General features: G+C 42.9%; 31 protein-coding genes and 2 pseudogenes. 29 read left to right on the forward strand and 4 right to left on the reverse strand.

The genetic code is table 11. The features are described 5' to 3' along the window. Window positions 1-81 precede the first annotated feature (81 nt). The 12 genes from DXE37_RS02300 (at window position 82) to DXE37_RS02345 (ending at window position 6,360) form a co-directional block, all read left to right on the forward strand. Window positions 82-774, forward strand: a complete 693-nt coding sequence (locus DXE37_RS02300) for a 7TMR-DISMED2 domain-containing protein (RefSeq protein WP_162786132.1) — start codon at window positions 82-84, stop codon at window positions 772-774. Between the two features lie 38 nt (window positions 775-812). Beyond that, entirely contained in the window at window positions 813-1,772 is a 960-nt protein-coding gene (locus tag DXE37_RS02305; protein ID WP_162786133.1) for a sensor histidine kinase, read from the forward strand. A gap of 135 nt (window positions 1,773-1,907) precedes the next feature. After that, window positions 1,908-2,591, forward strand: a complete 684-nt coding sequence (locus DXE37_RS02310; protein ID WP_114636452.1) for a response regulator transcription factor — start codon at window positions 1,908-1,910, stop codon at window positions 2,589-2,591. 69 nt (window positions 2,592-2,660) lie between these two features. Further along, window positions 2,661-3,428: a linear amide C-N hydrolase gene (locus DXE37_RS02315; protein WP_114636453.1), complete on the forward strand. Its 768-nt coding sequence runs from the start codon at window positions 2,661-2,663 to the stop codon at window positions 3,426-3,428. Continuing rightward, a complete protein-coding gene (locus DXE37_RS13255; RefSeq protein ID WP_114636454.1) occupies window positions 3,425-3,640 on the forward strand; it encodes an Ntn hydrolase family protein in 216 nt (71 codons plus the stop codon). The genes DXE37_RS02315 and DXE37_RS13255 overlap by 4 nt, the downstream gene beginning before the upstream one ends. A 139-nt stretch (window positions 3,641-3,779) precedes the next feature. Beyond that, the gene (locus DXE37_RS02325) at window positions 3,780-4,082 is read left to right on the forward strand and encodes an amidohydrolase family protein (protein ID WP_114636455.1); all 303 of its coding nucleotides are present in this window, start codon (window positions 3,780-3,782) and stop codon (window positions 4,080-4,082) included. After that, a complete protein-coding gene (locus DXE37_RS02330) occupies window positions 4,057-4,422 on the forward strand; it encodes an amidohydrolase family protein (protein WP_162786134.1) in 366 nt (121 codons plus the stop codon). The genes DXE37_RS02325 and DXE37_RS02330 overlap by 26 nt, the downstream gene beginning before the upstream one ends. 140 nt (window positions 4,423-4,562) lie before the next feature. Then, the gene (locus DXE37_RS13260) at window positions 4,563-4,685 is read left to right on the forward strand and encodes a hypothetical protein (RefSeq protein ID WP_269460260.1); all 123 of its coding nucleotides are present in this window, start codon (window positions 4,563-4,565) and stop codon (window positions 4,683-4,685) included. 14 nt (window positions 4,686-4,699) lie between these two features. Then, window positions 4,700-5,317 (forward strand): amidohydrolase family protein, encoded by a 618-nt coding sequence (locus tag DXE37_RS02335; RefSeq protein WP_162786135.1) that lies wholly within the window; start codon window positions 4,700-4,702, stop codon window positions 5,315-5,317. Further along, a complete protein-coding gene (locus tag DXE37_RS10700) occupies window positions 5,318-5,548 on the forward strand; it encodes a hypothetical protein (protein WP_162786136.1) in 231 nt (76 codons plus the stop codon). Beyond that, window positions 5,505-6,194: an amidohydrolase family protein gene (locus tag DXE37_RS02340; protein WP_162786137.1), complete on the forward strand. Its 690-nt coding sequence runs from the start codon at window positions 5,505-5,507 to the stop codon at window positions 6,192-6,194. Before DXE37_RS10700 ends, DXE37_RS02340 begins: the two co-directional genes overlap by 44 nt. Then, window positions 6,181-6,360 carry an amidohydrolase family protein gene (locus DXE37_RS02345; protein ID WP_231970950.1) on the forward strand — a complete coding sequence of 60 codons (180 nt, stop codon included), beginning with the start codon at window positions 6,181-6,183 and terminating at the stop codon, window positions 6,358-6,360. The genes DXE37_RS02340 and DXE37_RS02345 overlap by 14 nt, the downstream gene beginning before the upstream one ends. 85 nt (window positions 6,361-6,445) lie before the next feature. Here DXE37_RS02345 and DXE37_RS02350 read toward each other — a convergent pair whose 3' ends face one another. Continuing rightward, complete coding sequence (locus tag DXE37_RS02350; RefSeq protein WP_415067100.1) at window positions 6,446-6,604, reverse strand: DUF1345 domain-containing protein; 159 nt, start codon at window positions 6,602-6,604, stop codon at window positions 6,446-6,448. Between the two features lie 37 nt (window positions 6,605-6,641). Beyond that, complete coding sequence (locus tag DXE37_RS02355; RefSeq protein ID WP_114636461.1) at window positions 6,642-7,118, reverse strand: DUF1345 domain-containing protein; 477 nt, start codon at window positions 7,116-7,118, stop codon at window positions 6,642-6,644. A gap of 136 nt (window positions 7,119-7,254) precedes the next feature. Between DXE37_RS02355 and DXE37_RS02360 the strand changes: the two genes are divergently transcribed. The 3 genes from DXE37_RS02360 to DXE37_RS02370 all read left to right on the forward strand — a co-directional run bounded on the left by DXE37_RS02360 (window position 7,255) and on the right by DXE37_RS02370 (window position 8,780). Beyond that, a complete protein-coding gene (locus tag DXE37_RS02360) occupies window positions 7,255-7,440 on the forward strand; it encodes a hypothetical protein (RefSeq protein ID WP_114636462.1) in 186 nt (61 codons plus the stop codon). Window positions 7,441-7,559: 119 nt separating this feature from the next. Next, the gene (locus DXE37_RS02365; RefSeq protein ID WP_231970952.1) at window positions 7,560-8,078 is read left to right on the forward strand and encodes a lipid-binding SYLF domain-containing protein; all 519 of its coding nucleotides are present in this window, start codon (window positions 7,560-7,562) and stop codon (window positions 8,076-8,078) included. Window positions 8,079-8,228: 150 nt separating this feature from the next. Continuing rightward, on the forward strand, window positions 8,229-8,780 hold the full coding sequence (locus DXE37_RS02370; RefSeq protein ID WP_114636463.1) for a phasin family protein: 552 nt from the start codon (window positions 8,229-8,231) through the stop codon (window positions 8,778-8,780). 27 nt (window positions 8,781-8,807) lie between these two features. On the opposite strand, the pseudogene DXE37_RS02375 reads toward DXE37_RS02370, so the two are convergent. Next, window positions 8,808-9,709: pseudogene (locus DXE37_RS02375) on the reverse strand (histone deacetylase family protein). Next, window positions 9,706-10,080: a DUF2237 family protein gene (locus DXE37_RS02380; protein WP_114637512.1), complete on the reverse strand. Its 375-nt coding sequence runs from the start codon at window positions 10,078-10,080 to the stop codon at window positions 9,706-9,708. Before DXE37_RS02380 ends, DXE37_RS02375 begins: the two are co-directional and overlap by 4 nt. A gap of 61 nt (window positions 10,081-10,141) precedes the next feature. Here DXE37_RS02380 and DXE37_RS02385 point away from each other — a divergent pair, with 61 nt between their 5' ends. From DXE37_RS02385 to DXE37_RS02435, 14 genes and pseudogenes are all read left to right on the forward strand, one after another. Then, complete coding sequence (locus tag DXE37_RS02385; protein ID WP_114636464.1) at window positions 10,142-10,546, forward strand: thiol-disulfide oxidoreductase DCC family protein; 405 nt, start codon at window positions 10,142-10,144, stop codon at window positions 10,544-10,546. A gap of 202 nt (window positions 10,547-10,748) precedes the next feature. Continuing rightward, on the forward strand, window positions 10,749-11,093 hold the full coding sequence (locus tag DXE37_RS11125) for a chalcone isomerase family protein (protein WP_197713047.1): 345 nt from the start codon (window positions 10,749-10,751) through the stop codon (window positions 11,091-11,093). 3 nt (window positions 11,094-11,096) lie between these two features. After that, a complete protein-coding gene (locus DXE37_RS02395) occupies window positions 11,097-11,645 on the forward strand; it encodes a DUF3833 domain-containing protein (RefSeq protein ID WP_114636465.1) in 549 nt (182 codons plus the stop codon). A 313-nt stretch (window positions 11,646-11,958) separates the two neighbouring features. Further along, a pseudogene (locus DXE37_RS12080) lies at window positions 11,959-12,249 on the forward strand (superoxide dismutase family protein); the annotation flags it as partial. Window positions 12,250-12,285: 36 nt separating this feature from the next. Continuing rightward, window positions 12,286-12,720 carry a DUF2452 domain-containing protein gene (locus tag DXE37_RS02405; RefSeq protein WP_114636466.1) on the forward strand — a complete coding sequence of 145 codons (435 nt, stop codon included), beginning with the start codon at window positions 12,286-12,288 and terminating at the stop codon, window positions 12,718-12,720. Window positions 12,721-12,745: 25 nt separating this feature from the next. Continuing rightward, window positions 12,746-12,922 carry a hypothetical protein gene (locus DXE37_RS14195; protein ID WP_415066601.1) on the forward strand — a complete coding sequence of 59 codons (177 nt, stop codon included), beginning with the start codon at window positions 12,746-12,748 and terminating at the stop codon, window positions 12,920-12,922. Next, complete coding sequence (locus tag DXE37_RS14200; protein ID WP_415066603.1) at window positions 12,923-13,336, forward strand: alcohol dehydrogenase catalytic domain-containing protein; 414 nt, start codon at window positions 12,923-12,925, stop codon at window positions 13,334-13,336. A gap of 20 nt (window positions 13,337-13,356) precedes the next feature. After that, window positions 13,357-13,734 (forward strand): zinc-binding dehydrogenase, encoded by a 378-nt coding sequence (locus DXE37_RS14205; protein ID WP_415066605.1) that lies wholly within the window; start codon window positions 13,357-13,359, stop codon window positions 13,732-13,734. 219 nt (window positions 13,735-13,953) lie between these two features. Next, a complete protein-coding gene (locus DXE37_RS02415) occupies window positions 13,954-14,229 on the forward strand; it encodes a hypothetical protein (RefSeq protein WP_197713048.1) in 276 nt (91 codons plus the stop codon). Between the two features lie 100 nt (window positions 14,230-14,329). Continuing rightward, on the forward strand, window positions 14,330-14,515 hold the full coding sequence (locus DXE37_RS12085) for a hypothetical protein (protein WP_231970954.1): 186 nt from the start codon (window positions 14,330-14,332) through the stop codon (window positions 14,513-14,515). Further along, window positions 14,508-15,185, forward strand: coding sequence for a metal-dependent hydrolase (locus DXE37_RS02420; protein WP_231970956.1), 678 nt, complete (start codon window positions 14,508-14,510; stop codon window positions 15,183-15,185). The genes DXE37_RS12085 and DXE37_RS02420 overlap by 8 nt, the downstream gene beginning before the upstream one ends. A 265-nt stretch (window positions 15,186-15,450) precedes the next feature. Continuing rightward, complete coding sequence (locus tag DXE37_RS02425) at window positions 15,451-15,957, forward strand: type 2 periplasmic-binding domain-containing protein (RefSeq protein WP_114636467.1); 507 nt, start codon at window positions 15,451-15,453, stop codon at window positions 15,955-15,957. Between the two features lie 40 nt (window positions 15,958-15,997). After that, window positions 15,998-17,065, forward strand: coding sequence for a Bug family tripartite tricarboxylate transporter substrate binding protein (locus DXE37_RS02430; protein ID WP_162786139.1), 1,068 nt, complete (start codon window positions 15,998-16,000; stop codon window positions 17,063-17,065). Between the two features lie 4 nt (window positions 17,066-17,069). Then, window positions 17,070-17,486 (forward strand): MarR family winged helix-turn-helix transcriptional regulator, encoded by a 417-nt coding sequence (locus DXE37_RS02435; RefSeq protein WP_114636469.1) that lies wholly within the window; start codon window positions 17,070-17,072, stop codon window positions 17,484-17,486. The last annotated feature ends 2 nt before the right edge of the window (window positions 17,487-17,488 follow it).

Below are 17,488 nucleotides of genomic sequence, written 5' to 3' on the forward strand. Positions count from 1 at the left end.
ATTCATTTAAAACCACTCTTCGGAGTGGTTTTTTATTGCCAATGGTCGTTATGATTATTGAGATCCTAAATACAAACACCATTGCATACTGAAGAACTTTTTCAAAATTTCCTATTGCTTATAGCTCTTACCACTGGGTGTGCCAACGCTAGCGATAGCTATCTGCTTGGCCAAGCCTATTTTGAAGACTTGAGTAATTCACTTGATGTGCAAGATGTCAAAAAGGAAAAATTTATCTCTTATAAAGGGTGGTTGTCAAAAGGTTATCGACCATCAACCTATTGGATTAGATCAGATATTCGCCCATCTGATAAAGATTTGATCTTAAGAATCAGGCCGGCTTATGTTGAAAGTATTGAACTTTTTGATTCCTCGACTGCTCAAGGGAATAGGATGACTGGTGCTAAATACCCCGTCTCCGAAGCAGATATTGAAGCATTCAATCATAACTTTAACTTAGGGGCTGATAAACGGGAAAGACAAGTTTATTTGAAAGTGAAATCAGTTCGCACTTATGTCCTTAATTTTCAAGTGATGCCACTTGTGGAATTTTTAAGTGTAGAACAAACAAATAGCTTGATTTTTGTGGCTTATGCCGTGTTTACCTTTTCACTTGCTTTATGGCTATTGGGTGCGTGGTTTGCTAATCGTGAGATAGTTCTTGGCCTATTTGTGGTTCAACAATTTATTTCATTTTTGCACGCAATTTTTCTATTGGGATATGCGCGTGTTTTTTTGATCACTATGTTGATCAATCTATTCTTAATTACTTGACTTACGTAATAGTGGTGAGCTACTCATTAATTGGAATCTTGGCAAATAAACTTCTGTTTAAAGAGTACTCAATAAGGCGTTTTTTTGGATATCTTTTTAATGGAGCCATTTGTACTTCTATTTTTATTATTGGGCTATTGATTATTGGTAGCGTAGGTCTCGCCTTAAAGATCAATGCATCACTGGTTCTATTGATAGCAGTTTTATTTTGGGTAACAGCACTTTTTGGAACTGGCGCAGATGGAGTGGCAAAGAATATTAATCTTCCCATCAATATTCTTCGTGTCTATTACACATTTAATGTAGGTATGTGGGTTGTCATAGTGCTTCCTGTGCTGGGTGTTATTCAGTCGAATGAGGTGTTTACCTACTCTAATTTCATTTATAGCGCATTAAGCGGCCTTTTGTTTTGTTGGATTCTTCAGTATCGGGCAAAAACCATTTTGAAAAATGAAGTTCTCAAATCTGCTGCGCTTAAGGAGGAGGTTGAAAATGAAAGAATTAGGCGGGAAGAGCAGGGCAAGCTAATGTCTATGCTGACTCATGAGATCAGAACCCCTTTATCAGTCTTAAAGCTAGTTGTAGATCGGAAGGTAGCCGGGTCTGATCTTGAGGATTATGCCAATAGAGCGGTCAGTAATATTGATTCAATTATTGATAAGTGCATACAGCTAGACCAGTTAGGTTTAAATGTTCTTCAAATTCACAAATCTCAATTTAATTTTTTAGCCTTACTCAATTCGATTATTGCTGATAGTCGAATTGATAACAGATTTTTAATTCGGGGAAATGCTGATGTTGAGATTGAATCTGACAGGGATATCGTACATGTCATTACTTCTAATCTTCTCGGAAATGCTATTAAACATTCAGCACCAGAAACGAGTATCAATATTGATTTGGAAATTCTTGATTCGAGCTCAAGCAGACGTCTTCAATTTAGCGTGCAGAATGTGATTGGTCCTATGGGTGCACCCCGATCCTGCACTCGCATTTGATAAGTACTACAGAAGCTCCTCTGCAGCTAAGATCAGCGGTTTAGGATTGGGATTATTCCTTGTTCGAGAGTTGGCGCATGCATTAAATGGTGAGATAAAGTTATTCATCAATAACAATTTAATTACATTTACAGTATGGATTCCAATCTAAAAATAGCCATTGTTGAGGACAATGACGACTTAAGGGCCTTGTTAATGCAAGACCTCTGTATGGCTGGATATTTTGTACAGGGAGTGGAATCTGCTGAGCAGTTGGATGAAATTTTTTCTATAAATCACTTTGATGTTTTAATTGCAGACGTTAATTTGCCGGGCGAGAGCGGTTTTGCCATAGCAAAACGTTATAAAAGACTCAATTCCCATCTTACGGTTGTCATGCTTACCGCTCGCACTTCAACAGAGGACAAGGTAAGGGGCTATGAGTCAGGGGCAGACCTATATCTAACCAAGCCCGTTTCTAATATTGAATTGCTTGCTGTGGTTGGAAGTATCTCAAGACACATCAGTGCGCAGAATGCTGCACCAGAAGTTAAATTAAATCTGAAGAACCTCACTCTCACTGGTACAAAAACAGTAGACCTCAACAAGCAAGAAGTGGCAATTGTTAAAGCTTTGAGTGAGCCCCAATCTTCTAACTTGCCTTATTACCAGTTGTTGGAGATCTGCAATGAGCCTGTGGATGAGACTGCTAAAGCTGGATTTGAGGTTCGCATTACTAGGTTGCGAAAAAAATTCGTTGAAATTGGGGTGGACAAGTCATTGCGAGCCCTGCGCGGCAACGGATATCAACTATTAGTGAATGTGCATATCGTTTTGTAAGGTTTTGTAAGGAACCTCTAAAAAGATTTGTTAAATTTTTACCTAGTTACAAATCTATTTGGAGATCCCATGAAAATCAAATTCACCAAGGCCCTCAGCACATTGTTGATAGCTACCTTTGCAATTGCGCCAGCTATAAGTAATGCCTGTACTAGTTTTGTTTTAAAAAATAAGGATGGCAGCCTTGTATATGCCAGAACAATTGAATTTGCTATGGAATTGCCGATGAAAATTGCTTTGTATCCAAGAAATCATCAATTTAAAGGAACTGGCCCTGATGGTGTAGCTGGCTCTGGTTTAGCTTGGAATGGTAAGTATGCTCTCATTGGTCTTAATGCCTATGACTTAGATCTAATTGGCGATGGTATGAATGAAAAAGGCTTGATGGGCGGAATGCAGTATTTGCCCGTTGCCTCTGAGTATCAAGATCCAACGGGAGCTGATGCTAAAAACAGTATTGCTTCATACCAGGTTGTGAATTACATTTTGAGTAACTTCGCTACCGTAGATGAAATCAAGGCAGGACTGAACAAGATTTTTGTCAACAATTCAAAGTTTGATAAGTGGAATAATGAAATTGTGAAAATGCATTTCAGCCTCCACGATACCAATGGTAAGAGCATTATTATTGAATATGTAAAGGGTCAGTTCAATATTTACGACAACCCGATGGGCGCGATGGCTAATGAGCCGCCATTCGATTGGCAGATGATTAATCTCACAAATTATTTGAATTTATCTCCTGTAGACATTGGAACTAGGACAATTGGCGGCCTTAACTTCACACCTAGAAGTGCTGGTAGTGGTATGCATGGTCTCCCCCAGGCGACTTTATGAGTCAGAGCCGCTTCTTAAGGGCTGTTGACTATTCACAGGCTGCAGATAAGTATGCTGCTGATTTACCAAGAATTGAGCTTACTTGGCACATCATCAATATGTTTGATATTCCTCCTGGCATAAGTCTTGCCAATGACGGTAAGGCGGATGCAAAGGGTAAATATTTTTATGATCACACCCAGCAAACTGTTGTAGGCGATCAAAAAATCTGACCTATTATGCAAGATTCTTTGGTGGAAGCGATATCTTCAAATTCAGCATGAAGGATTGCGATTGGAATGCCAAAGAGCGTAAGCAGTGGGCTATTCCATCAACATCAACCTATAAAACGTTTTCTAATTGATTGCTTCGATGAAATCCTTCTTTGATCAAGGTTGGCAAATTTCTATATACTCCAATGGTGATAAGGCGATTGATCAAACTTTGGCTAGCTACACCAAGTTATTGGCTGGTTCTGCTAAACCACAAGACCGTCGTTTACGTATTGAGCATTTCACGATCAATAATGAATCTCAAGTAAAGCAAGCGGCAAAGCTGGGGGTTATTCCAAGCTTTACGATTGGACACGTAGATTATTGGGGATCTGCATTTAGCAATTACATTGTTGGCGCTGATCGTGCTAAGCGTATTGACCCAGCCAGCCGGAGACTTTAAGCGTGCTGGCGGTAAATTTACTTTACACAGTGATACACCAGTTTCCAATGTCGGTCCTTTGAACTATGTGAGCGAGGAAGTGACGCGCTTATGGCAGTTGCTACCACAAAAGGTATTGGGCCCTGATCAAGCGGTAACCGTAGATGATGCTTTGCGTGCTATTACCATTGATGCAGCCTGCCAAACATTTTCTGATGACAAGGTTGGTAGCTTAGAGGTTGGTAAGCAAGCTGACTTGGTTATTCTGGAAAAGAATCCGCGTCAGACTCCCCCTGCAGAAATCCGCAACATTAAGGTGAAGGGTGCTTGGGTTGATGGCAAGCCAGTTAATCTCAATTGATCTATTTTGTAAGTCAGTTTGCATTGCTATGTGCACCCGCTTTGGCGGGTGTTTTCATTGTTAGTATCTTGCTACTAGTAGTTTGTTCACCCCGCCTCATTTAGTATGATGTTCAAAATTGATCCATCTTAGGAATATTCATGAATCTCAAATCCAAAGTCATTTTCGTCACCATTATTGGACTCTTTTCTAGCCTTGCTGGAGTGGTTCAATTAATTGACCCACCATCAACGCCTAAGGTCTCCAACATTACAGTTTTGTAGCTAAAAAGATTGTCATGATGGATCCCGCTATTCCAAATGCAACGGCTGTAGCGGTTGCCGATGGCCGTATTTTGTCTGTAGGATCTTTAGAGGATCTAAAGCCTTGGGCGGATAAATACCCAACTCAAATCAATCGAGATTTTGCTAATAAAGTCATCTATCCAGGATGCATTGAGCCGCATGCCCATCCCTTGCTTGGTGGATTGTTATTTAATAAACCAATGCTTTTCCTCTCGCCGATGCCAAACCCCTGGGGAGCCGCTTTCCCTGGCGTGACTAATGTTACGGAGGCAATGTCATTACTAAAAAAATATTCAAGTCAAATAAAAGATCCTAATCAAATGCTTGTGGCTTGGGGTTGGGATGAGACTTCCATGGGTAAAGCGCCTGATCGCCAGTTGCTTGATCAAGTTTCTACAGCACACCCAATCATTATCTGGAATGCCTCTGGACGAAACTTGTATGTCAACAGCGGCGCTATTAATCATTACGGCATTACTTTGGATAAAGTCAAAGGCATCCCGGGTGTTGGTGTTGATAAAAATGGTCAGCTAAATGGACAGTTTCTAGACGTCACCGCCTCTGAATATCTGCTGGGTGTTGTAGGAAAGGACATCATGAATCCAAGCTAGATGCCTCGTGATTACCTCTATATGAGTGATTTAATGCAGCAGGCAGGAATTACTACCTCTGGTGATCTGGCTTTTGGTTCCCTAGGCGTGGATATGGAATTGAAATTGGCTCAAGATTTTTCAAAATCTTCTGCTGGGTTAATTTGGGTTGTTCCAGTGGTATATGGTGAGATATTTAAGGGAAAGTATGGTGATAAAGTCGTCGAAGAAGCATTTAAAGAAATACGATAACGATCGTTTGATTTTCCATGGTGTGAAGTTTTATAGCGATGGGGGATATATGCCTGAGACAATGCATATGGGTAACCCCGCCTACATCGATGGCAGTATTGGCGGTCCATCTGCTTATGCAAATGCGAAAGCATTTTCATCTGCTATGAAGCCTTGGTGGGATGCTGGATTTCAAATCCATGTACATAGCAATGGTGACGTAGGTAATCAAGATACGCTCAATGCCTTGCAATTATTGCAAGATTCAAAACCACGCTTTGATCACCACTTTACGGTAAATCACTTTGGTATTCCGTCTACGGCCATGGTCTTTAAGATTAAGGCATTAAATGCAGTGGTAAGCGCCAATATTACCTATATCTCTGAACGCGCAAAGTTAGAATACCCCGCAGCACTAGGCATGGATCGCACCTCTATCGCCACACGAATAGGTATGTTGGTGCGCAATGGCATTGTTACCTCGATTCATTTAGATGCACCTGTTTCCGCTCCCAACCCATTGCAAGAGGCTTGGTCAGTAGTTACTCGCCGAGATGTGTATAAAGATGGCAAAGTTTGGGCGCCTGCCGAGGCCTTACCTTCATCAGAGACAATGATGAAGATGATTACCATAAATGCTGCCTATACATTGGGTGTTGGAGGATAAGGTCGGCAGTATTGAAGCTGGTAAGTTTGCTGACTTTGCAGTATTAGACGCTGATCCGCAAACTATTCCTGCAATCAAGATTAAAGATGTTGCAGTACATGCAACAGTTTTAGGCGGCAAGGTCATTCCTGTGTTAGAAACGAAAAAGCCTAGACCTTTGAATTAATACATCGCTAGATTATTTAAGTAATGGAAAAGCCAACCTGACGGTTGGCTTTTCCATTAGGGCAGTTATTTCAGGCGCAACTTTATTAATTTATTGCTACAACCCCTGAAATGAGATTGATCCCCAAAGCTAGTAACGAGGTGTTAAATACAAATCCTGTCATACCCTGAATCATGACCAAAAAACGCATTCTGGAACTGGCAATATTGACATCAGCAGTTTGGCAAGTCATGTTAATCACCATGGAGAAATAGAGAAAGTCTACATAGGTGGGCCTTAATTTAGAGGCAAACAATAAGGGCGCTTCCTTTGGATTTTTCTAATTCTTGGTAGTAGGCATGTGCGTAATGCAGGGCAAAGGCCGTATGAACAAACAGCCAAGAAATGATGTAGGTTGCCAGCACTACTCCAACATGACGAATGGCAAGATGGAGAGGAAGTACCTTGATGTCTGCAAGCATGATCACAATCGTGACCAAGCTGGCGACTGATGCAAGTACAGTCACCAATAGAATCATCGCTGCGCCATCATCCTCTTTTGTGGATAGCGCCAGCATGTGATCTTGGGTCGAAAAATACATCATGATGTAAGGTAAGGCAAAGACCCCGGCGAGTATCCATGAGATCGCTAAACGGAATACTGGGTTCGGGCCTGCTGGAAGTAATAAAAAAGATCCAAATCCAACGATTATCACAATGAGTAATCTAGGAGTGGCGCCGATATGGTGCCAATATTGGGTCCAGCGGGAAGCTTTCATAGTGACTCTAGTATGCACTTAAAATGATGGACTTTCCCTGTGCAGATCTAGGGATAGGATTGTGGTGGACAATATGGGTAACGCCAATTTAGAAGAGGGTTTTAAGGTGCGTTCAAACAATAAGAGCTGAACTTTAGTGGCTGGAGCGCTACTGATATTGGCTGCGTGTGTTTTAGCTTATGTGCTCACTAAGCCGGCTGAAGGCGGCTGTATCGATGATCTTGGATTTGCAAACACGTTCTATCGACAGGATAGCCTGAACCCCTTTTGTATATTCGGAAAAAATTTAAAGGAAAATGATGAAATTAATCTCTATTTCTAAGCTCGTTGTCGTGGTCCTGATTGGGGCGATTTCTCTGACTGGATGTCAGACGACAGGAGCCGATGGAAAGCCACTAACTCCTGGCGGAGATTAGTCAGAAGCGTGAGGCCACTTTAACTATGGCTAAAACTGGTTTGGATGCACTGATTAAGCAAAATCCAGCAGTTAAAAAGCAAATTGATGAGGCCGCTGGTTATGCGGTTTTTAACGCAACGAATGTCAATATTATTTTGCTGGTGCTGGCAAGAGGTCAGGGTGTTTTATTTGATAAGCGTCGAAAAGAGCCTATTTTTATGCAGGATCTGAAAACAGGCGAAGGTATCGGTGCTGGATACCAGGTGCAATATCAAGTGGTCATTTTCAAGACACCTACCGCAATCGATCAGTTTTTATTGAAATCCATTGATGGGCAACGCGGTGGGGTTGATGTGGATGCCAATTTCTCTGCTGGTTCAGGTGGTGAAATCCGTTCATTCAACCCAGAGATTACTTTTTATACAGTGGGGCTCTCTGGCTACGACTTACAGGCGAATTATGGAGGCACCCTGTATTTAGTGGATCAAAAGCTAAATGATGCTGCTGTATTAAATAGTCTCCCAAAAAAGCAACAAGCAATAAGTAAGATTTTCTCAGGCTAGATTTAGCTATTACTAAAGGCGACCTATCACCCCAGTTAGCGATCACTGGGGTTTCTTTTGGGTGTTTTGTCCATCTACTGGTATTTCTTTATAGAAACCTTGCTCAAGCGGAGTAGATTGATAGATGACTTACCCATCTGAAAGGTAGATATGAGCAAGAAACCGTTGGATATGAATGCTATGCCAGGGCAACAAAGAGCCATGGATGCAACAAGAGCTGCAGGACGGGTTGCGATGGAAAGTGCACAAGCCATTGCGCAAATTAATCAGAAGGCGTCTCAAGAATTAGCTGAATTGATTCAGAAGAGGGTGTCAGAGCTCATGAAAACTCAAGACCCTCGATCCGCTTTCGAATATGTTCACGCGGAAGTATTGCAAGATGCCGCTAAAGAAATATCTCAGTATCACAATCAGTTGCTACAGGTGCTAAAAAGTGGCAATCAGGATTTGGCTGAAATTGCTGAAAAGATGATTCAAGAATCTAAAGCGGATTTAATTCATTTTGTAAATGATGCTACTGATAATGCGCCCGCGGGAAGTGAGGCATACGTTTCGGTATTTAAAACCTCATTCAATACTGCTCTGCAGAATTTTGAATTGATTCGCGCAGCTATGGCTGACTCATTCGCTAATTTTGAGAAGAGTGTGGAGAACGTGAGCAATCTTACTACTCCAAAATCTGCATCAAAAAAGAAGGGCTGAAAAACTCAGCACCTAGAGGGCTGACGGCTAATATTGCTTTTGAAACCGCAGGGCTACATTGATGGTCTGAAAATGAATATCTATAGTGGATTCAATTTCCTTGCCATAACCGCCTGCCATTAAGAAGGCAATAGGCAGCTGTCGGCCCAAGGCATATTGAAATACCAACTCATCGCGTTGGCGCATTCCATCCTTACTAATCTTGAGTCTTCCCAGTCGATCCCCTTCATGGGGGTCTGCGCCTGCTAAGAAAATGAGGCAATTCGCCTTAAAGCGTGAATCCAGTTGATCTAGGCAATGACTCAAAGAGCTTAAATAGGTTTGATCATCACACTCATCTGCCAACCCTAGATCGAGATCACCTTTTTCTTTCTTAAAAGGGAAGTTATTTTCTCCGTGAATCGAGAGCGTAAATATCGAATCATCATTCTGCAAAATAGATGCTGTCCCATTCTCTTGGTGAACATCTAAATCAATCACTGCGACCTTTAGGTTTGCGCTGATTTCTTTTTGTAAAGTGCGAGCGGCAATAGCGGAGTCGTTAAAAACACAAAACCCACTTCCAGCATCTCGATAAGCATGATGTGTCCCGCCAGCTAGGTTCCCAGAAATACCTTCCTGCATTGCTACTTTGGCTGCTGCTACTGTGGCACCTGCAGAGCGCGACGCGAGCGTTCCACCATTTGAGCGCTCCAGGGAAACCCAATTTCTCTCTGTTCTTGAGAAGAGGGCTTTCCCTCGATGACCTTGATTACATAGCTAGGATCATGGGCATATAAGATCTGAGTATCTGTTGCTGGTGGTGCCTCTAGTAGTTCTATGTCAGAACGCGTGCTAACTAAATCGCGCAAGCGAGAGTATTTTTTCATCGGGAACCGGTGACCCTGAGGAAGGGGTAATACGAAATGATCGGCGTAAAAAGCTTTCACTCTTCGCTCGCGAATTCCTTAAGAATATTGAGAGGCGCTGTCTCCAGAGCTTTGATATGGGTGCTCTCTAGTTTAATCAATGGGGCGCAATCAGCGTTGAAAGCTTCTACCCAGCGATTAATACAAAGGCACCATTGATCTCCGGCAATCAAGCCAGGGAATTGATATTCGGGTCTTGGTGTAATCAGGTCATTGCCCTTTTGCAGGCTAAATTGTAAAAAAGCATCTGTAACGACGGCGCAAACTAAGTGACTACCAACATCTTCTTCATTGGTTTTACAGCAACCATCCCGAAAGAATCCAGTTAAAGGATCAAAAGAGCAGGGGATAAGGGGTTCACCAAATACGTTTAGTGCAATTTCTTTATGCATAGCAACCTTGAAAATAGGGGTGTCAGCCAGTTTATTGAATAAGCCGTAAACTTGCTGAACCATGACTCAATTAGAAAAACTCACCTTGTTTTACGATGGTGCTTGCCCGTTGTGCCAGGCAGAGATACTTTTCTTATCGGGGCGTAATCAGGCCAGCCTATTGGAATTTATAGACATTAATTCAGAGCAGTTTGATCCTCAAAAGGTGGGGGTATCTTGTGAGGCTGCAATGGCTGCCATGTATGGGCAGTTTGCTAGTGGCAAATTGATACAAGGTGTATCAGTTTTTCTTGAGGCTTATCGTCGTGCCGATTTGCCGCGCCTAGCTTGGATCTTCTCTAGAAAACCTCTACAGCCATTCTTGAAACTAGGTTATCTCTTTTTTACCAAGAATCGGCATGCCATTTCTGGTCTTTTGGGCCCAACAGCATTGCGTCTCGTGAAATCAAAGTCAGCCTCACAATGAAGCACATTCGAATTCTTCTATTGATTTCTCTCTTAGCTGTATTAATGCCAGTGAGCTTTGCACGTGATTCACTGAACCTGCCGACACACTTAAGCTCAGCAAAGCTGCAAGGAAGTGGTCGATTGACTTGGTGGGGCTACATATTTACGATGCTTCTTTTTATCGAGACGGTTCCTTATCCTCATCAGAGTTTGCGCTTGATTTGCGCTATCAGAAATCATTTTCCGGAATCTCGATAGCTAATCGTAGCGTTGAGGAGATGAAGCGTATCGGTGTTCCAGATGTTCAGGCAAATCTTTGGGGCAGGGAGCTATCGGCTTTCTTGCCCAATGTGGAATCAGGGCAAACATTGACGGCGATTTATGCCCCTAAGTTAGGCACTACTTTTTATTTTGAAGGTAAGCAGATTATTGCGCAAATTCCAGGTTCTGAGTTTTCAAAAGCATTTTTTGGTATTTGGCTTGATCCTAAAACTAGCGCTCCTAAATTGCGTACCGAACTACTTGGTCAGGCTTGTCCGCCTCCACTTTTTAATGAGACCTGTTAATTCATGAAGCTAAATATCTATCGCACCCTTTGCGTGGTTCTTTGTGGGCTGTTATTGACCTCATGCTCTTCTCCTCAAGTTTTTCTGTATGCAAATGAGAAGCCTGCTCTAGATTTAAGCGAATACTTTTTGGGAATTATTGATGCCTATGGCATCTTTACTGACCGAAGTGGTGAGGTGAAGAAACGCTTCACTGTGCTGATTAAAGCAAATTGGACATTGGTGAATGGCAAGAAGGTAGGCATCCTAGATGAAAGTTTTGAGTATTCTGATGGCACCAAGCAAAAACGGGTCTGGACGCTGACCGAGCAATCTCCAGGAAAATTTAGCGGCAAGGCGGATGATGTAGTAGGAGAGGCTCAGGGGGATCTGGCTGGAAATGCACTGAATTGGACGTATACCTTGGCTTTGCCAGTAGATGGCACTATTTATCACGTGCAATTTAATGATTGGATGTACCTAATAACGCCCAAGGTAATGCTGAATAAAGCCAAGATGAGTAAGTTTGGGGTGGAGTTGGGTGAGGTCACGCTGAGTTTCTACAAGCGCTAAGCAAAAGCGCCAAATTTGTGTCACACTTTCCCGAAAGGCATCATTGAGTGCCTACTAAGGAGAGACAAATGAATACAAAATCAAAGTACGCATTAATTGCAGCTTCAGTGGCTTGCTTAACAACATTAGCGGCTTGCCCAATCTATGGAGCAAGGAACCGGTCAAAAGGCATCATCGAGTCTAGATTCTCGTTCGGGATCTCAAGCTAAGGGCGAGGTGACATTTGTTTGGCAGGGTAACGACGTATTAATTTAATGGTAAGTTTTCTGGTCTCAAGCCAAATGCTGAGCAAGGGTTTCATGTTCACGAAAAAGGGGACTGCTCAGCTCCAGATGCAACTAGTGCTGGCGGCCATTTCAATCCAGAAACAAAAGCACACGGTATGCCCAACAGCGGTATGAACCATGCCGGTGATTTGCCAAATATCAAATCGGATGCAAATGGTAATGCAACCTATACAGCCAAGTTGCACGAATTTGCCGTAAATACGGGTCCCTCAGGAATTGTGGGTCGCTCTGTAGTAGTGCATCGTGATCCAGATGACTATAAGTCTCAGCCTGCGGGTAATTCAGGTCCCCGCATTGCTTGTGGACTAATCAAGTAATACGCACGCAATCAGACGAAGACCACTGGGGCAATTATGAGAATCGAAGACACCGATCCAGCAAGACACGCTGGCATCGAATATCCCATGGAAGTGGGTGCTCCAGTGTTTGCATCAATCAAAGTAACTGAAGAAAAAGACAAGGCTGTCAATGTTGCGCGCCAGAATGCCAAACTGGAATACGACCGCATTATGGAGCAGGCCGAAGTCTTGATGAAACAAGCGAAAGCATTGCAAGCTAGATTAGACGCAACTGAGATGGTGCATAGCGCTAAATTTAGTTTTAACCCCATCCATGGAAAAATTTACCACCTGTACTACGACAGCAGAAATAGCGTGAATGTATTAATTCAGAATGGTCCAAGAGAGTGGAGTTGTGGAATTCCAGATGGCTGGACTTATGCAACGGCGGTTAAGAAATTAGGTGATAGCACTTGGGCAGTCATTGAAGAAGATGCCCTTACTGTATGATTATTTTTTCAATATAAAAAATTAGGTGACATGTGACAAAGCTCGAGTGGTCAGTCTTGCTGAATTAGGTAGCGCGGATGTAATTAAATTGATTGATAAAGAATTGCCAGCCCCTGCTAAGGGTGAAGTGCAGATTCGTCAAACTGCGATTGGATTTAACTTTATTGATGTCTATCAGCGCTCTGGTGTTTACCCATTATAAATGCCGACTGGTCTTGGTCATGAGGCTGCTGGGGTGGTTGAGGCTGTTGGTGAGGGCGTTACTGAATTTAAGGTTGGCGATCGGGTTGTATATATGAATGCTGGCATTGGTGCCTATGCAAGCGCACGCAATGTTGCAGCAGATAAATTGGTAGCTATTCCAGATAACATTCCTGATGATGTTGCAGCCGCTGTTTTCTTTAAGGCAATGACTGCACAGTATCTAGTGCAAAAAACTTATCAAGTGAAAGCAGGGGATGTTGTCCTGGTGCATGCAGCTGCTGGTGGCGTCGGTCAAATTTTGGCAGGCTGGGCAAAAGCTTTGGGCGCATTTGTAGTCGGGATCGTAGGTTCTCCGGCAAAGTTTGCTGCTGCGAAAGAGGCTGGTTGTGATGCTGTTGTTGACTATTCTTAGCCAAATTTTGGGTTGAGGAAGTGATTAAGGCAACTGGTGGTAAAAAAGCCAATGTGGTCTATGACTCTGTTGCTAAAACCACTTTCTTAGGCTCTCTAGATTGTGCTGCTCCTTTTGGGACAGTCGCTTTGTTTGGAGCTGCATCAGGTCCTGCGCCAGAGATTCAACCAGAAATTCTGAATAAGAAGGGCTGTCTATTTTTAACTAGACCCTCGGTATTCCCACACAATGCCACTGCTGCATTGTTAAAGGAAAATGCGAAGGCAGTATTTGATGCGATTGCAAAAGGGCAAGTCAAGGTACAAATTGGTGCCAAGTTTTCCTTGGAGCAAGCTGCAGATGCCCATCGTGCAGCAGAAGGTCGTCAAGTATTTGGTGCGATTGTCATGAGGCCTTAAGCTTCTGTGCCTCACAGCAAGTAAGCCTCTTATCACTTAGCTACGGGGCTTTTTTATGCTCCAATCGGTCGTAACATGGAAGTGTGAAAACACTTCTGAAAATAGTCTTCTTTGCGCAATTCATCATGATGGGTTGCAATACCCTTTGCTCAGGTTCCTGAGACGCAACACTCTCAAGGAATTTCTTACATTACAGGCGGCGTTGGGAAGGAAGAAGCATTGGCCATTCTTGCAGAGGCCAAGCAGTGGCCTTTAACCCTAGAGCTATCTCAAATTGAAAATGGTCGCGGTGTGTGGATATTTGGCGCTGCGATCAAAATCACGAATTCCAAAAAACAAACCATCTTTGATACTCAAGCAGATGGCCCATATATGCTGATCAACCTAGAGTCTGGCGACTATGTGCTGGATACCATTTATCAAGGAGTAGTACAAAAGAGATTGCTAGCAATCAAAGCAGATTCCTCGCAAAAAATCTCTATTTTTTGGAAATAGTAATTCAAAACAGGTGTTAAATGACGCAATGCGTCATAAGCCTGAAGGTGCAATTTAGTCTATAGTTTCTTGGTTACTACAAAAATTAGGAGACTCAGCAATGAAGAACTTTTCAACTAAAGGCGGATTGGGCTTACTGGTCGCAGCATCATTGGTGTTGACCTCACCAATTAGTCATGCACAGAGCGCCACAACAGCGGGCGCGCAAGGTAAGGCTGAAGCGCTTTGGTTTGGTCAAGCAGGTTTTCGGATTAAAAGTTCCCCAAGGAAAGATAATTTTGACTGACCCTTGGATTACTGGCGGACCTAAAACGCCCCCAATGTACAAAACCGATTTAGCTGCAATTGGCCCGATTGATGTTCTATTGGTTACGCATGCACACGTTGACCACATTGGTGATGCTCCTGCGGTGGCTAAGGCAAACAATATTAAGTTGTACGGTCCAGCGGATATGGTGACACCGTTGACCACCTTAGGAATACTGCCGGCTGATTTGGGTCGCCGCTTTAATAAGACTGGTCGCGTTAATCCTGTGCCTGGAATTGCCGTAACTGCAGTTCAGGCGGAGCATTCTTCATTATTGGTGTGGAAAAATCCTGCTACTGAAAAAATGGAGTCTCATCCCGCCGGTGAACCAATGGGATACATCATTGAGCTTGAGAATGGTTTCAAAATTTGGCACATGGGCGACACCGGTTTATTTAGTGATATGAAATTTATCAGTGAGCACTACAAGCCAGATTTAGTCATGGTTCCAATTGGTGGTAATTTCACAATGGCGCCTGATGATGCAGCATTTGCTTTACGTACATGGATTAAACCCAAGATGGTTATCCCAATGCATTACAACTCTAATCCGATGACAAAAGGCACTCTTGCTGAATTCCAGGCTGCGATGAAGGGTGGTAATATCAAAATCATCCCAATGACTGAAGGTGAGACAGTTCAGTTTTAATTGCTTCACCACAATTAATCACAGCTATTATTTTGAATTCAATAACTCCTGAGGTGAGGGCGCAACTTGCCCCTCACGGAACCCTCTATGCTGCCGTATACCTTGGCAATTTTTTATTGGTAACAGGGCGCGCAGCTCATCAGGTGTGCCAACTGGAATTGCTCCAGATATTTGTTGTGCGATAGCAGACCATTTTAGAAGTAAAGCTAGATTTAGTGGGCTATGAGACTCAGGAGGAAGTGGTCGAGGCTGCAGCGAGCGGAAGGTGTGGCATTGTTTTGGTAGGCTCTCTGATCCAGCTCGTGCTCAAAAGGCCACCTTTACAAATGCCTATACAGAGCTGGAGGCAGCTTATCTTGTGCCTGCCAATTCGCCTATTCAAAATATCACTCAAGTTGATCAACCGGGAGTTCGTATCGCCTCATTCTTCAAGAGCGCCTACGATCTTTGGTTGCAACGCAATTTAAAGTATGTTACCTCGGTTCATGCGGATGGTCTTCAGGCGAGTAATGAACTGTTTATTAGTGAGCGATTAGATGTATTGGCTGGATTGAAAACAGGTTTGGTTGCTTTTTCAAAAAAAGTTCCGGACCTGCGGATATTGGATGGTCAATTTACAGGTATACAGCAAGCAATTGCAACTAAGAAATCAAATGTAGAGGCAGTTGAATTTTTGAACGCCTGTGTAGAAGAATTTATTGGCGGTGGTTTAGTAAGTGGGTTGATTCAGCAGTACGGAGTTCATGGTTTGTCAGTCGCTCCACTTCGTTAAACATTTGCAGAAAATATGATGAAAAAGATTATTTTTTATTTTGAGCTTCCTATTTGGGTTGCTAATATCTCAGGGCATTTTTGCTCAGGCTGCTAACTATCCCAATCATCAAATTAAAATCATTTTCCCGTTTGCCACGGGTGGCATTGCAGATGGATTCTCTAGAATCATCGCTCAGGGATTGAGTGAGGCTTTTGGGCAGACGGTCATTGTGGAAAACAAGGCGGGTGGTGGAGGAAATATTGGGGCTGATTTTGTGGCCAAGTCGCCTGCAGATGGTTACACCTTAATCATGGGCAGTATTGGGACTCATGCTGTAAATCCCTATTTAGTAAAGAATATGCCCTATGATCCGCTGAAAGATTTTGTACCCGTAGTGTTTGTGTTGGATGCGGAGGGTTTATTGGCTGTAAATCCAAGCATGCCGATTAAAAATGTTTCAGAGTTGATCGCTTACTTAAAAGCAAATCCTGGAAAAGTATCTTACGGATCTGGAGGTATTGGTGCTGCTAGTCATTTGGCGGGAGAGTTATTTGTAATGACTACAAAAGTAGACATGATCCATATTCCCTACAAGGGCAATGCCTTAGCGATTACTGATTTAATTGGCGGTCAGACCCAAGTGATGTTTGCCACCATGCCTACTATTCTTCCTTATGTGAAGAGTGATAAATTGCGAGGGCTCGCAGTTACAGGCGCTAGCAGGGATCCTTCAATGCCGGAATTGCCAAGCATTAGCGAAACCTTGCCAGGCTTTGATGTTAAAAATTGGATTGGATTATTTGCCCCGGCAGGCACCCCTCCTGCAATTGTCAAAAAACTCCATGATGAGGTTAATAAGATCATGCAACAGTCTGCAATTCAAAAGAAGTTGGAGGCTGAAGGCGCTAAGTACTACCTCATGAGTCCAGAAGCATTTGGGGCGTTTCAGAGGAAAGAGTCAGTACCGTGTGGGGCAAAATCATTAAAAGCGCTGGTATTAAGCCCGAATAAGGCCATTTTCTTTCCTATAAGCCAACCCCACATTTATTGTGGGGGTTTTTATTTCCTGTCCTTGCATTTAGTTCGTATTAGTACTAAACTAGTCCTAACTAGTACTTTATATTAGGCATATGAACTTCTTACCAACCTTGCGCAATCTTGTCTCTGCCTATCAGGCATTTGAGCATTATTCGGCGTCTCACATCAAAACACTGGGCCTCACGATGACTCAGTTTGATGTGATTGCCACTTTGGGCAATCAATTACCCATGAGTTGCAAGCAGTTGGGTGAGAAAACATTGGTTACTAAAGGGACGCTCACAGGTGTACTGGAACGCTTGGAAGCAAAGGGGTTGATTGGTCGTCAGGCTAATGCTGAGGATGCGCGTAGTCAGTTAATTGGACTTACACCAGCAGGGCAGACCTTATTTGAAAAGGTATTTCCAGAGCACCTGGAGTATTTAAATAAGGCATTTAAAAATTTATCGCCTAATGAGTTGCAGCAGCTTGAGCAGTCGCTCAAATTATTAAAAAACATTTTTAAATAACA

Source organism: Polynucleobacter necessarius, assembly GCF_900095205.1.
Taxonomy (GTDB): Bacteria; Pseudomonadota; Gammaproteobacteria; order Burkholderiales; family Burkholderiaceae; genus Polynucleobacter; species Polynucleobacter necessarius_E.